This window comes from Stenotrophomonas sp. GbtcB23, assembly GCF_019091045.1.
Lineage (GTDB): Bacteria > Pseudomonadota > Gammaproteobacteria > Xanthomonadales > Xanthomonadaceae > Stenotrophomonas > Stenotrophomonas rhizophila_A.
In genome coordinates this window covers 43,269-56,379 of the sequence record NZ_JAGXKC010000028.1, presented here as the reverse complement: position 1 = coordinate 56,379, position 13,111 = coordinate 43,269, and the positions used below count along the sequence as shown (strand labels likewise).

The 13,111-nt window shown below is 67.3% G+C and carries 15 protein-coding genes; 6 read left to right on the top strand and 9 right to left on the bottom strand.

Annotated elements, in window-relative coordinates; genetic code table 11:
* On the top strand, positions 1 to 315 hold a 315-nt coding region (locus KVS69_RS12715), incomplete at its 5' end, for an asparagine synthase-related protein (RefSeq protein WP_217538343.1).
* A 192-nt stretch (positions 316 to 507) separates the two neighbouring features.
* On the opposite strand, the gene KVS69_RS12710 is transcribed toward KVS69_RS12715, so the two are convergent.
* Positions 508 to 2,010, bottom strand: a complete 1,503-nt coding sequence (locus KVS69_RS12710; protein WP_217538341.1) for a YifB family Mg chelatase-like AAA ATPase — start codon at positions 2,008 to 2,010, stop codon at positions 508 to 510.
* 12 nt (positions 2,011 to 2,022) lie between these two features.
* The gene (locus KVS69_RS12705) at positions 2,023 to 2,292 is read right to left on the bottom strand and encodes an accessory factor UbiK family protein (RefSeq protein WP_068854332.1); all 270 of its coding nucleotides are present in this window, start codon (positions 2,290 to 2,292) and stop codon (positions 2,023 to 2,025) included.
* Positions 2,293 to 2,463: 171 nt separating this feature from the next.
* On the opposite strand from KVS69_RS12705, the gene KVS69_RS12700 reads away from it, so the two are divergent.
* Positions 2,464 to 2,802 carry a P-II family nitrogen regulator gene (locus KVS69_RS12700; RefSeq protein WP_068854331.1) on the top strand — a complete coding sequence of 113 codons (339 nt, stop codon included), beginning with the start codon at positions 2,464 to 2,466 and terminating at the stop codon, positions 2,800 to 2,802.
* Here the strand turns inward: KVS69_RS12700 and KVS69_RS12695 are convergent.
* On the bottom strand, positions 2,799 to 3,446 hold the full coding sequence (locus KVS69_RS12695) for an RIO1 family regulatory kinase/ATPase (protein ID WP_217538339.1): 648 nt from the start codon (positions 3,444 to 3,446) through the stop codon (positions 2,799 to 2,801). The two genes, KVS69_RS12700 and KVS69_RS12695, sit on opposite strands and share 4 nt — an antisense overlap.
* Before the next feature lie 456 nt (positions 3,447 to 3,902).
* On the opposite strand from KVS69_RS12695, the gene KVS69_RS12690 reads away from it, so the two are divergent.
* The gene (locus KVS69_RS12690; protein WP_176472607.1) at positions 3,903 to 4,808 is read left to right on the top strand and encodes an aspartyl/asparaginyl beta-hydroxylase domain-containing protein; all 906 of its coding nucleotides are present in this window, start codon (positions 3,903 to 3,905) and stop codon (positions 4,806 to 4,808) included.
* A gap of 86 nt (positions 4,809 to 4,894) precedes the next feature.
* Here KVS69_RS12690 and speE read toward each other — a convergent pair whose 3' ends face one another.
* Positions 4,895 to 5,749 (bottom strand): polyamine aminopropyltransferase, encoded by an 855-nt coding sequence (speE, locus tag KVS69_RS12685; RefSeq protein ID WP_068854328.1) that lies wholly within the window; start codon positions 5,747 to 5,749, stop codon positions 4,895 to 4,897.
* Positions 5,750 to 5,898: 149 nt separating this feature from the next.
* Between speE and speA the strand changes: the two genes are divergently transcribed.
* Complete coding sequence (speA, locus tag KVS69_RS12680) at positions 5,899 to 7,788, top strand: arginine decarboxylase (RefSeq protein WP_217538337.1); 1,890 nt, start codon at positions 5,899 to 5,901, stop codon at positions 7,786 to 7,788.
* 40 nt (positions 7,789 to 7,828) lie between these two features.
* Positions 7,829 to 8,152: a DUF6122 family protein gene (locus KVS69_RS12675; protein ID WP_093532734.1), complete on the top strand. Its 324-nt coding sequence runs from the start codon at positions 7,829 to 7,831 to the stop codon at positions 8,150 to 8,152.
* A 225-nt stretch (positions 8,153 to 8,377) separates the two neighbouring features.
* Here the strand turns inward: KVS69_RS12675 and KVS69_RS12670 are convergent, their stop codons facing one another.
* The 3 genes from KVS69_RS12670 to KVS69_RS12660 are packed head-to-tail and all read right to left on the bottom strand — an operon-like array spanning position 8,378 to position 10,604.
* Entirely contained in the window at positions 8,378 to 9,703 is a 1,326-nt protein-coding gene (locus tag KVS69_RS12670) for an ATP-binding protein (protein ID WP_217538336.1), read from the bottom strand.
* Positions 9,700 to 10,362, bottom strand: a complete 663-nt coding sequence (locus tag KVS69_RS12665) for a response regulator transcription factor (protein WP_068854324.1) — start codon at positions 10,360 to 10,362, stop codon at positions 9,700 to 9,702. The genes KVS69_RS12670 and KVS69_RS12665 overlap by 4 nt, the downstream gene beginning before the upstream one ends.
* A complete protein-coding gene (locus KVS69_RS12660; protein WP_345776807.1) occupies positions 10,362 to 10,604 on the bottom strand; it encodes a PepSY domain-containing protein in 243 nt (80 codons plus the stop codon). Before KVS69_RS12660 ends, KVS69_RS12665 begins: the two co-directional genes overlap by 1 nt.
* Positions 10,605 to 10,805: 201 nt before the next feature.
* Between KVS69_RS12660 and KVS69_RS12655 the strand changes: the two genes are divergently transcribed.
* Positions 10,806 to 11,240: a PepSY domain-containing protein gene (locus KVS69_RS12655; RefSeq protein WP_210131239.1), complete on the top strand. Its 435-nt coding sequence runs from the start codon at positions 10,806 to 10,808 to the stop codon at positions 11,238 to 11,240.
* Positions 11,241 to 11,271: 31 nt separating this feature from the next.
* Here the strand turns inward: KVS69_RS12655 and KVS69_RS12650 are convergent, their stop codons facing one another.
* Positions 11,272 to 11,775 (bottom strand): hypothetical protein, encoded by a 504-nt coding sequence (locus KVS69_RS12650; protein ID WP_068854323.1) that lies wholly within the window; start codon positions 11,773 to 11,775, stop codon positions 11,272 to 11,274.
* Between the two features lie 121 nt (positions 11,776 to 11,896).
* Positions 11,897 to 13,108, bottom strand: a complete 1,212-nt coding sequence (locus KVS69_RS12645; RefSeq protein WP_217538332.1) for an FAD-dependent oxidoreductase — start codon at positions 13,106 to 13,108, stop codon at positions 11,897 to 11,899.
* Positions 13,109 to 13,111 lie beyond the last annotated feature (3 nt).

Below are 13,111 nucleotides of genomic sequence, written 5' to 3'. Positions count from 1 at the left end.
AAGCAGCACCGCGGCGAGACCAAGGCCGTGCTGAAGCGCGCCCTTGAGCGCTTCCTTCCGGAGCACCACACCCGGCGCCCGAAGAAGGGCTTTGGTGCACCGGTGGCGCAGTGGCTCAACGGCCCACTGCGGGACAGGGCCGAGGAACTGCTGGACCCGGTTGCCATGCGCAACCGCGGCATCCTCGATGAGCGGGTTGTGTCCGCGCTCTGGAACTCGTTCCTCGGCGGCAACCGGAAGTACCACGCCCACCTCTGGCCGGTGCTGATGTTCCAGGCATGGGACCGGGAGTGGAACGGGAAAGACGGGCGATGACCGCGCAGGCACGCACCGCGAAGGCCGCGAAGCAGCCATGGCAGCCAAGGTGGTGCGTGGCAGCACTGTACCGTCGGCTCCGCAGGCGCTTCCGAAAGGTGCCGGGCCTCAACGAAGGGTTCGTCATCAAGGATTGAGGTCGGGACGGCCAGGCGTTCGCGCGGTGGGCTCCGTCATGCTGCTGAAGGCGAATCAGCCCGCTCCGCCCCGGTCGACCTGCCGATATCCGATGGCCTCGGCCAGATGGGCGGTGGTGATCTTGTCGCAACTGGCCAGGTCCGCCACCGTGCGGGCCACGCGCAGGATGCGGTGCATCGAGCGGGCCGAGAGCTGCAGCTGTTCCACGGCGGCTTCCAGCAAGTGCTGGTCGTTGTCCTCCAGGCGGCAGTGCGCATCCAGCTCGGAAGGCAGGAGTTGTGCGTTGGCCTTGCCGCTGCGCTCGAGCTGGACGTTGCGCGCCATGACCACGCGACTGCGCACCGTGGCGCTGTCTTCGCCGCACGGTGCATCGCTGCGCAGCTCACCCGGCTCCAGCCTTGGCACCACCACATGCAGGTCGATGCGGTCCAGCAGCGGCCCGGAGATTCGCCCGCGGTAGCGCTGGATGGCATCGCCGCTGCAGCGGCAGCGACCGCTGCGGTCGCCGGCCCAGCCACAAGGGCAGGGGTTCATCGCCGCCACCAGCTGAAAGCGTGAGGGGAAGGCGTGGGTGCGGGCGGCGCGGGCCACCATGACCGTTCCCGATTCCAGCGGTTCGCGTAGTACTTCGAGGGTGTGCCGGCTCCATTCGGGAAGCTCATCCAGAAACAGCACGCCGTTGTGCGCCAGCGAGATCTCACCGGGCCGGGGATACGAGCCGCCGCCAACCAGCGACACGGCACTGGCGGTGTGGTGGGGCGCGCGGTACGGACGGTGGCGCCAGCGGGCGGTGTCGATGCCAGCCCCACTGCACGAGGCGATGGTGGCCGTTTCCAGCGCTTCGGCTTCGCTGGCATCGGGCAGGATGCCGGGCAGGCGCGAGGCCAGCAGGGTCTTTCCGCAGCCTGGTGTGCCGAGCAACAGCAGGTGGTGCCCACCAGCAGCGGCCACTTCCAGTGCGCGGCGCGCCTGCTGCTGGCCACGCACGTCGCGCAGGTCGGGCACCGCCAGCGGCACCACCGGCGCCGGCACGGCCCGTGGCAGCGAGCGGCTTTCCAGCGAGGCGCACACCTCCAACAAGGTCCGGGCTACGCGGACATCCGCATGCTGGGCGAGCGCCGCCTCGGCGCCGTTGGCGCTGGCGACAATCAGCGTCCGGCCCAGCTCCGCTGCCGCGATGGCCGCGGGCAGTGGACCGTCCACGCCACGCAGCTCGCCGGTCAGGGCGAGCTCGCCCAGGAATTCGTAGTTGGCCAGCAGCTGTCGGTCGATCTGGTCGCTGGCCGCAAGAATGCCCAGCGCGATGGCGAGGTCGAAGCGGCCGCCTTCCTTGGGCAGGTCGGCCGGGGCCAGGTTGATCAGGATGCGCCGCTGCGGGTATTCGAACTGGGCACAGACCAGCGCGGCGCGCACCCGGTCGCGCGACTCGCGCACCGCCGCTTCGGGCAGGCCGACGATCTGGGTATGCGGCAAACCGCCGGAGAGGAGGACTTCGATCCGGACCGCGGGCGCGTGGACGCCGGCGCGGGCACGGCTGTGCACCAGCGCCAGGCTCATCGTGTTTCCTTTTTACGGCGCCGGGCGCTCGGCCGGCGGTTGGGCGGCGGCTTCCAGCGCGGCCACGGTCTTCTCCAGCGCTTCCAGCTTCTCGCGGGTGCGCAGCAGCACGGCGCGCTGTACGTCGAATTCTTCGCGGGTCACCAGGTCCAGCTTGCCCAGGCCGGCCTGGAGCGCGCTCTTGAAGGTGGCCTGCAGTTCTTCGCGCGACTGGCGCAGCCCCGGTGGGACCATGTCGCTCAGGCGGCGCGCCAGATCATCGAGTTGGTTGAGGTCAATCATGGGGTCTCCGCGTGTGGGGAAATTCTCGGCGTGGCAGGCCGCAACCACCATCAGGCGGGCCAGGCTTCACGGGTAAGGATAATCCGCACCGCAGGGAGCGGTGCGAAGCGGGTGCATCGCGTTCACCGGGGGACAGGCGTTATCCTCTGCCGCGAAGACAGGAGCCAACAGATGAAGATGGTCATGGCGGTGCTCAAGCCGTTCAAACTGGATGACGTGCGCGAAGCGCTGGCCGAACGGGGTGTCACCGGGATCACGGTGACCGAGGTCAAGGGTTTCGGGCGCCAGAAGGGTCACACCGAGCTGTACCGGGGCGCCGAGTACGTGGTGGATTTCCTGCCGAAGGTGAAGATCGAGGTGGCAGTCACCGACGGCCAGGTCGACGAGGTGGTGGAAGCCATCGTCAAGGCGGCCGGCACCGGCAAGATCGGCGACGGCAAGGTGTTCGTCTACGACCTGGGCAGCGTGGTGCGGATCCGCACCGGCGAACTGGACGCCGACGCGCTTTAACCCTTGAACCACCGGTAGAAACGCTTCCAGGCCACCCGCACGCTGGCCACCCAGCGCGGGTCGGCCACCTGGGCCGCTTCGGCGGCGCTGGGTCGGGTGCCGGTCAGGCGCTGGCGCATCTTCAGCAGGTTCTTGCGGTCGCTGCGACGCAGCTGCCGCGATACCGGGTGCACCGGCAGCCAGCGCGGACTGCGCCAGGCCGAGGTGAAATCCACCAGCACCGGCACGTTGCCGTTCACCATCACGTTGGTGCCGTGCAGGTCGTTATGGGTGATGCCGGCCGCGTGCAGGCGCTCGAGCGCGAACTGCAGCTGCTCGAACACTTCGATGCCCACCGACTGGGCCGCGCTCAGGGTCTGCCCGGGAATGAACTCCATGCCCAGTGCGAGGCCACCGATGGTGCCGAGCAGGGCCGGGGCGTGTTTCCAGCCGGCCAGGCGCTGCAGGATGCGGGCCTCGCGACGGACCAGCAGGCGGGCGATGGGCGACAGCGGGGTGCCGCGATAGCGGGTGTAGTCCTTGACCACGGCCGGCTGCCCATTGAGGCAGGTGCGGTAGACATCGGGTTCAAGCAGGCGTTCGCCGCGCTTGAGCAGCCCGGCGGGGGCGGTGTCGTCGACACACGAAGCAACGATTGTATTCATGACGTTCTGGGGCGACCCGGCGGTCGGCGCAAAGCGTCAGGCGTACCGGTGCTGCTGAATGGGGGAGGGTGATGATTTCGTTAATTTTAGTACTCGCGAGTACACCAAACCACCCTTTGTCGGAAAAATGTCATAACCGGGGGTGGAACAGTTTGTCGCGTTCACGCGGCGCGCAGCGCCTGGTTCCATGGATAAACATTCAAAATCAATGACTTGCATATGGTTGCCCGCTGCCTGAGACGATCCCTCGTTCCCACGGCCGTCCTGAGGCGCTTCGACAGGTGGGCATGAACGTCCCGTCCGACCGGCTTGACCGGGACAGGAAGGGTGCGGACCATAGCGGTGTTGAACACGGCCTGCGCGGCAGCACCGCACCTGACGGCACGTCTCCGTCGCGCCCGGCTCTCCCCCTCTTTTGGCCCGTATGGGCGTCCGGCAGCGGCCGGTGGATGCTTGATGATCAAGATTATTGTGGTGGCCCTGTTCGTGGCATGCGTGCTGTACGTGCACTACCGCGGCAAGGTGCGCGCGCGCTGGTCGCGCCAGCTGCTCGACCATTCCAGCTTCATGGCCCCGATCAACGTGGTCATGTACTTTTTCTCGAAGGTGCCGACCACGCCGTTCCTGGATCCGGGCCAGTCGTTCCCGCAGCTGCAGCCGCTGCGCGACAACTGGCAGATGATCCGCGACGAGGCGCTGGCGCTGCGCGATGCGGAAAAGATCGCCGCGTCGAGCAGTTACAACGATGCGGGGTTCAATTCGTTCTTCCGCCGCGGCTGGAAGCGCTTCTACCTGAAGTGGTACGGCCCGTCGCACCCGTCGGCGAAGCAGCTGTGCCCGAAGACCACGGCGTTGCTGGAGTCGATCCCGGACGTGCGCGCGGCAATGTTCGCCCAACTTCCGCCCGGCAGCGAGCTGCGCCCGCACCGCGACCCGTTCGCCGGTTCGCTGCGCCTGCACCTGGGACTGGCCACGCCGAACGATGACCGCTGCTACATCGAGGTGGACGGCATCCGCAAGAGCTGGCGCGATGGCGAGTGGATGATGTTCGATGAAACCTACATCCACCACGCGCACAACGAGACCGATGCGGACCGGGTGATCCTGTTCTGCGACATCGCCCGCCCGCTGCGCTTCGGCCTGCCGGGCCTGTTCAACCGCGCGGTGGCGTCGACGCTGCTGGCCGGCGGCGCCTCGCCGAACTTCCCAGGCGACCCGACCGGCGGAGTCAACAAGGCTTTCGGTGGCCTGTACAAGGTGCGGCTGAAGGCCAAGGCGCTGCGCGCAAAGAGCGCGTTCGCCTACCACGCGATCAAGTGGGGGTTGGTGCTGCTGGTGATCGCGGGAATCTGGGCCCTTTGAGGCCTGTATCGACCAACGGTCGATACCTACCGGAATGAAAAACCCGCGCTGGTGACAGCGCGGGTTTTTCTTTTCCTGTGGTCCGATCAGCCCTTCAGTGCAGCCTGCACGAATGGCGGGGTGACCAGCACGCCGGTGTGCAGCGCGGCGGTGTAGTACAGGGTGTCGAAGCTCTTCGAGGCCGAATCGGACTGGCGGAAGTCGAAGCTGCTCTGGCCCTTGCGCGCCAGGGTCACGCTCCACCAGCCGGTGGGGTAGCACGGCTGCGGGAACGGCAGGGTCTTGAACGACTGGAAGCCGGCCTTGCCCATCTCGGTGCGCATTTCGTTGATCAGGTCCAGCTGCATCAGCGGCGATTCGGACTGCTGCACCAGGATGCCGTCTTCCTTCAGCGCCTTGAAGCAGCTCTCGTAGAAGGCCTTGTTGAACAGGCCCTCACCCGGGCCGACCGGATCGGTCGAATCGACGATCACCACGTCCACGCTGCCGGCCGGGCAGTTGGCCATGTAGGCCACGCCGTCGTCGAACATCAGTTCGGCGCGCGGGTCATCGTTGGAATCGCACAGTTCCGGGAAGTGCTTCTCGGCCATGCGGGTGACCTGCTCGTCGATGTCGCACTGGGTCACGCTCTCCACGCCCGGGTGCTTGAGCACCTCGCGCAGGGTGCCGCAGTCGCCGCCGCCGATGATCACCACGCGCTTGGGGGCGGCGTGGGTGAACAGCACCGGGTGGCTGATCATCTCGTGATAGAAGAAGTTGTCCTTGCTGGTCAACATGATGGCGCCATCGATGGTCATCAGGTTGCCCCAGTCGGTGGTGGCGAAGATCTCGATCTTCTGGAACGGCGACTGCACTTCATCCAGCTTGCCCTTCAGGCGGTAGCCGATGGCCGAGCCGGTGCGCTCGAAATGCTCGATGTACCAGTTGTTGTTGTCAGTCATGGGATAACGGTCCTGTTCGGAGGGGGATGGAGCCGGGCAGGCCCGTTCAGGTTTCAACCTGGGCACGGGCGCGGGCGCGCATGATAACGGAGCTGTCGCCATATAGGCGTTATCATGCACCCCCTTTTTTACCAACCAGGCCGACTGCAATGACCGATTGGTCCCTCGACCAAGCCCGCAAGACCTACTCGATTCCGCATTGGGCGGATGGCTACTTCGACGTGGATCAGGCAGGACACATGGTGGTGAGACCGACTGGCCAGGACGGCCCGGTGGTGTCCCTGCCCGAGGTGGTGGACGCCGCGCGCGCGGCCGGGGCCAAGCTGCCGCTGCTGGTGCGCTTCCCGGACATCCTGGGCCAGCGCCTGGGCAAGCTGCAGGCCGCCTTCGGGCAGGCCCAGGCCGACTGGGACTACGCCGGCGGCTATACGGCGGTGTACCCGATCAAGGTCAACCAGCACCGTGGCGTGGCCGGCACCCTCGCCAGCCACCACGGTGAAGGCTTTGGCCTGGAAGCAGGCAGCAAGCCGGAGCTGATGGCGGTGCTGGCGCTGTCGCGTCCGGGCGGGCTGATCGTCTGCAACGGCTACAAGGACCGCGAGTACATCCGCCTGGCCCTGATCGGCCGCAAGCTGGGCCTGCAGACCTTCATCGTCATCGAAAAGCCCTCCGAGCTGAAGCTGGTGCTGGAGGAAGCCAAGGCCCTCGACGTGAAGCCGGGCCTGGGCGTGCGCATGCGCCTGGCCTCGCTGGGCGCGGGCAAGTGGCAGAACAGCGGCGGCGACAAGGCCAAGTTCGGCCTGTCCCCGCGCCAGCTGCTGGACCTGTGGAAGTCGCTGCGCGACACCGAGTACGCCGACTGCCTGAGCCTGCTGCACTTCCACATGGGCTCGCAGATTTCCAACGTGCGCGACATCGCCAACGGCATGCGCGAAGCCACCCGCTACTTCGTGGAGCTGTCGCGCCTGGGCGCGAAGATCACCCACGTGGACGTGGGCGGCGGGCTGGGCGTGGATTACGAAGGCACCCGTTCGCGCAGCTTCTGCTCGATCAACTACGGGCTGGATTCGTATGCCGGCAACATCGTGCAGCCGCTGGCCAATGCCTGCGAAGAGCACGGCCTGACCCCGCCGCGGATCGTCACCGAGTGCGGCCGCGCGATGACCGCGCACCACGCGGTGCTGATCGCCAACGTGTCCGAAGTCGAAGAAGCGCAGGAAGGCCGCGTGCCCGACCAGCACGACGACGAGCCGGCCGCGATCCGCCACCTGCGCGAAATCCATGACGACCTGGACCAGCGCCCGGCGGTGGAGCTGTTCCAGGAAGCGCAGCACTTCCATGCCGAAGGCCTGTCCAGCTATGCGCTGGGCCAGATCGACCTGCCGCAGCGGGCACGCATCGATGACCTGTTCTACGCCATCGCCCATGCCGTGCGTGCACGCCTGAGCTATGACGAGAAGAGCCACCGCCCGGCACTGGATGAGTTGAACGAGCGGCTGGTGGACAAGTACTTCGTCAACTTCAGCGTGTTCGAGTCGATTCCCGATGCGTGGGCGATCGACCAGGTGTTCCCGATCGTACCGATCGAGCGCCTGGACGAGCAGCCGCAGCGCCGCGGCATCATCGCCGACATGACCTGCGATTCGGACGGCATGGTCAAGACCTATGTCGAGAACGAGAGCCTGGATACCTCGCTGCCGCTGCATGCGGTACGGCCGGGCGAAAGCTACCGTATCGGCTTCTTCATGGTCGGTGCCTACCAGGAAATCCTGGGCGACATCCACAACCTGTTCGGCGATACCGACGCGGTGGAAGTGCGGGCCGACGCCGATGGGTACGCGATCACCCAGCAGCGGCGCGGCGACACCACCGATGTGATGCTGGACTACGTGGGCTACAGCCTGGCCGACCTCCGCGCCAGCTATGCCGAGCGGGTGGCGGCGGCAAGATTGTCGCCGGAACGCGCGCAGGAGCTGTCCGAGGCGCTGGAAGCGGGCCTGACCGGCTACACCTACCTGTCCGACGAGCCGCTGCTCTGATCGGCGAGCGCCGCTTCAAGGCGCATGGCGCGGCTGTTCAATGAGCAGCCGCGCTCTTTTCCATCTGTTCCTGCACGCGGCCGTGCCGGCCCTGCTGGCGTGGATGTTCTGGCGCAAGCGGTTCCTGTCGGCCTGGGCGCTGCTGCTGCTGGGCTGGATCATCGACTTGGACCATCTGCTGGCAGATCCGATCTATGCGCCGAACCGCTGCAGCATCGGTTTTCATCCGTTGCATACCGCCCCGGCCATCGCGGTGTATGCGGGACTGTGTGTACCGAAGAAGACGCGGTTGTTTGGAATCGGGTTGATCATCCACATCGTGCTGGATGCCATCGACTGCTGGTGGATGCACTCAGCCCGGTAGCGCTCAGCCCGGTAGCGCCGACTGTTAGTCGGCTGCTCAGCCCGGTAGTGCCGACTGTTAGTCGGCTGCCGCGCGAAGCGCGGGATCCGGGCGTTGGTTGTCTGTCGCCAAAGGCAGCCGACTAACAGTCGGCGCTACCCGTCGGGCCGTCAACCCGCTGGCGACGTCAACATCACCCGTCGGGCCGCCAACCCGCTTGCGACGTCAACATCGCCCGTCGGGTCGTCAACCCGCTGGCAACGTCAACATCGCCTGCAACCCCGGCGCGCCATTGCGCAGCACCAGGCTGCCGCCGTAACTCTCGGCAATGTCCGCCACGATCGCCAGGCCCAGGCCGCTGCCGGGCGCGCGCTGGTCCAGTCGTACGCCACGGCCGAGCACGCGCTCCAGATCGGCGTCCGGCAGGCCACTGCCATCGTCGTTGACCTCGATGCGCAGGCGGTTTCCAGCGTGGGCCACCGTAACCTCCACCCGCTGCGCGGCCCACTTGCCTGCGTTGTCGAGCAGGTTGCCCAGCATCTCTTCCAGGTCCTCGCGTGCACCGGCGAACACGCCGACCGCTTCCGCGTCGCAGGCGAACACCACTTCGCGCTCGGCATAAACACGCTGCATCAGCGAACACAGCGCCGAGATGACCGGTGCCACCGGGGTGCGCTGCTGGTGATCGGCGGCGACACCCACGGCAAGATAGCGGTCGATGCTGGTCTGCATCCGTGCGGTTTCGCTGCGCAGCGTGCTGCGCCAGTCTGCGCCGTCGCCCGCCGCCTCGGTGGTCAGCACCGTGAGGGGGGTCTTCAACGCATGCGCCAGGTCTTCAGCACTGCGCCGTGCACGCAGCACCATGCGGCCGTGGTGGTCCAGCAGCGCATTGAGCTCGCCGGCCAACGGCGCGACTTCCTTCACCAGGCCCTGCTGCGGAAACCGCACGTTCTCGCCATTACGCACCTGCTCGGCGATGCGCCCCAGTTCCGCGAGAGGACGCAGCCCGTAATGCACCTGGGTGACCAGCACCGCGAACCACAGCGCGATCAGCACGATCAACGCCAGCGCGGTGCGTTGGCGGAACGCCGTCACCTGCGCGTCGAGCTGGCTGCGGTCGGTGGCCACCACCACCTGCAACGGGGTGCCTGCGCGGGGCAGGGTGACCTGCTGGGCCAGCGCACGCAGCGGCTGCTGCAGCGGGCCGGTGATGTCGAGCGCCTGGGCCGGCCCGGTGCGCAGCGTGGCCGGCACCGCGAGCGTCTCATCCCACAGCGAGCGCGATTGCCCAAGCGGATGGCCCTGCGCGTCCTGCAACTGCCAGTACGCGCCGGAGAACACCCGCCGATAGTGTTCGTCGCCCAGCTCGCCGCGCACCTGCATGCCTCCCTGGGCATCGGTTTCCACCAGCGCAAGCACCGCGATCAGGTCCTTGCCCAGCTGCTGGTCCATCGCGGTACGCGCTGAACGCTCGTACATGGCACCCAGCCACCACGTGGCCAATGCCGAAACCAGCACCATGCCCAGGCCACCGGCCAGCAGCAGGCGGCTGCGCAGCGAGCGGGTGTTCATGGCTGCGCCGACAGCCGGAAGCCCTGGCCGCGATGGGTGTGGATGAGGGTGCTGCCGAGCTTGCGGCGGATGCGCCCGATCAACACATCCAGCGTGTTGGAATCCGGGTCGAACCCCGCCTCGTACACATGCTCACCCAGGCGCGAGCGGCTGATCACCACGTCCGGGTGGTGCATGAAGTAGCTAAGGATGCGGTGCTCCTGCGGGCTCAACGGCAGCAGCACGCCGTCCAGTTCGAAGCGGCCGGCGTTGACGTCCAGGCGCAGCGGTCCGCATTGCAGGCGCGGGCTGGCATGGCCGGCGCTGCGGCGGATCAACGCGCGCAGCCGCAGCAGCAGTTCTTCGGGCTGGAACGGTTTGGTCAGGAAGTCATCGGCGCCCGCGTCGAAGCCGGCCAGCTTGTCGTGCCAGCGCGTGCGCGCAGTCAACACCAGCACCGGGAAATCGCGCCCAGCCTCGCGCCAGCGCTCGATCACGCTCAGGCCGTCCAGGCCGGGCAGGCCAAGGTCGACGATCGCCGCGGCGATGTCCTCCACCTGGCCCTGGTACTCCGCATCGATGCCCTCGCTGCTGTGGACCACCACGTAGCCGGCATCCTCAAGCAGCAGCTGCAGCTGGCTGGCGAGCAGGGCATCGTCCTCGGCAAGCAGGAGTCGCATCAGTCCTCTTCCATCTTGAGCAGGCGGCCGCTGGTTGCATCATAGTCCAGCTCCATCACCACGCCATTGGCACCGAGGATCTCGATCTCGTACCTGCCGTCATCCAGCTCCACCTCCAGCAGCTGGCCGGGATAGCGGCGCAGGGCGTCCTGGACCACGGACTTCAGGGGCACGTAGCGACCCTGCTCGACCGCCTGGCGCACCGCCTGCTGCTGGCGCACACCGCCATCGAGGACCCGCATGGGGTCCTGCGCGGTGGCGGTCAACAGCAGGGGAAGCAGCAACGACAGGGCGGTCATGGCAAGCCGGTCAGGAAAAAGGCTGCCTACGGTATACGCGGGGCGCTTAAACGTTTCCTGACAGGCGGGCTCATGCTTCGCTTAAGCGCGCTTGCCAGACTTGCGGCGCCGGGATGGTCCGGTGCCTCTTTCAGGAACTCCCCCATGAACAAGCTGATCCTTGCCGCCGCCCTGGCGACCGCCTTCACCACCGCCCCGGCCTTCGCTGCCGATCTGTCCGCTGCCGACGTGCAGGCCAAGCTGCGCACTGCCGGTTACACCCAGGTGCACGAACTGGAGCGCGACGACGGCGTGTGGGAAGCCGATGTCACCCGTGCCGACGGCAGTGTCGACGATGTGATCATCGACCCGGCCACGGGCGAGATCTTCGACCCGCGCGATGGCCGTGCCCTGCTCGATGCCGGGAAGATCCTCACCCTGGCCGGCAAGGCCGGGCTGACCCACATCGAATCGGTGGAGCGTGACGGCGCCACCTGGACGCTGGAAGCACGCAACGCCCGCAACCAGCGCGTGGACGTGCGCATGAGCGGTCACGATGGCCGGGTGCTGAGCAGCCGCCGCGACGGCTGGTTCGACTGAGCCTCGCCTGCAGGACGCAAAATGCAGCCGGTTACCAGCCCACCGGACCGGGACCGGCGGCGTCCCAGTAGCCGCGGCCGTACCCGTAACCGCCCCCATACGGTCCATAGAAGCCAGGGCCCTTGCCCTCGCTGATCTGGATGTTGAGGTTCATGTTGCGGGTCTTGCCGTCGTCGTTGGTGTAATTCTTGTTGAGGTTCAACTCGGCCGCGTTGTAGTGCGTGTTGCCAAAGCCCTTGGCGTAGCCGATGCCGGTGGTGATGCTGCCGTTGACCCGCAGCTTGTCGTCGGCGATCTCGGCGATGCCGTTGCCCGCGCCATCGCGCGGGAGCGCGCGGCGGCCGCTCTTGTCGCCATAGAAGGTGCCGGGCGGGTCACCGCGCAGGGTGGGATCGTTGAGGTACTGCATTGGCTTCTGCGGCACCGACAGGTCCAGATCGGTCGCCGACTGCGGGCCGGTGGCACCGGCAGCGGACTGCGCCAGCGCGACACCAGGGGCCAACAGGCACAGCAGCAGGGAAAGCGGGCGGATCATGGGAAGCTCCGGGGCAGGCAAGGCGGCCGACAGCGCTGACGCTAGCAGCCGTTGCTTGAATGATGCCTGTCGTGGCCCTGCATGCAAGGGGAACCATCGTGGGAACGGTGGGTCGCCGCATTCAACCCAGCCGTTCAAACCCGAACAGGCCCGCCAGCGGGTGCTTTCGGCGCTCGATCCGGGCCCGCAGCAGGCCCGCGCCGATCATCGAGTAGGTGATGCCGTTGCCGCCGTAGGCCATCGCGAACAGCACCCGGGGCCCCCATTGCGGGTGCGGGCCGAAGAACGGAAGTCCGTCTTCGGTTTCGGCAAAGGTGCCGCCCCAGGAGAACGCCGGCTGCAGCGGCAGGTGCGGGAACAGCCTGGCCACCTGCTTGAGCAGGGTGCCGGTCTTGCCGGCCACCCGGCTGTCGCGCCGCGCCGGGATATCCACTGCGTCGTCCTCACCGCCGACCAGCAGCCGGTGGTCGCCGGTGCTGCGCATGTACAGGTAGGGCCGCGCGGACTCCCACACCATGGTGTCCACCAGTGGGCCGAGTGCCGCCGCATCGATCGGGTCGGTGATGAAGGCGTAGCTGCTGCGGTTGCGGGCCACCTTCTGCTTCAGCCAGCGCTGGCCGGCATAGCCGGTGGCCAGCACCACGTGGCGCGCACGGATGCGCAGGCCCTCGGGTGTGGTGGCGGTCACCCCGCGCGCGGTGGGCTGCAGCGTGTGCAATACGGTGCGGTCGTGCACCGCGCAGCCGGTCTTGGCCAGCCGCATGAGCAGCCGGTAGGTGAGCTGGTACGGGTCCACGCGCGCCGCCAGCGCGCTGAGGATCGCTCCCGGCGCGGCGATGCCATAGTCGGCACGGACGGCGTCGGCATCCAGCCAGCGCACTTCGAAACCATGTTTGTGCCGCAGCGCGTACTCGTCCTGCAGGGGCGAACGGTGGCGGCGCTTGCTGGCGTAGTACAGGCTCTGCATGGGCTGGCAATCCACGCCGCGGAAACCGGCGGCCACCTCGCGCAGCGCCGGGATCGCCTCGGCGCAGGCGCGGTAGGCCAGCACCGCATCGCGCTCTCCGTACTGCCTGGCCAGGTCGACCAGGTGCGTATCGATTTCGTACTGCAGCAGTGCGGTACTGGCGGAGGTACTGCCCCAGCCGATGTCGCGCTGCTCGACCAGCACAACGTCATGGCCGTGCGCGCACAGCTCGTTGGCGATCAGCGCGCCGCTGATGCCGCCGCCCACCACCAGCACGTCGCAGCTCCGGTCCTCGCGCAGCGGTGGGAAGGCGTGCATCAGCCCGTTGCTGACCGCCCAGAAGGGATACCCGCTTTTGAGGTCCATTGG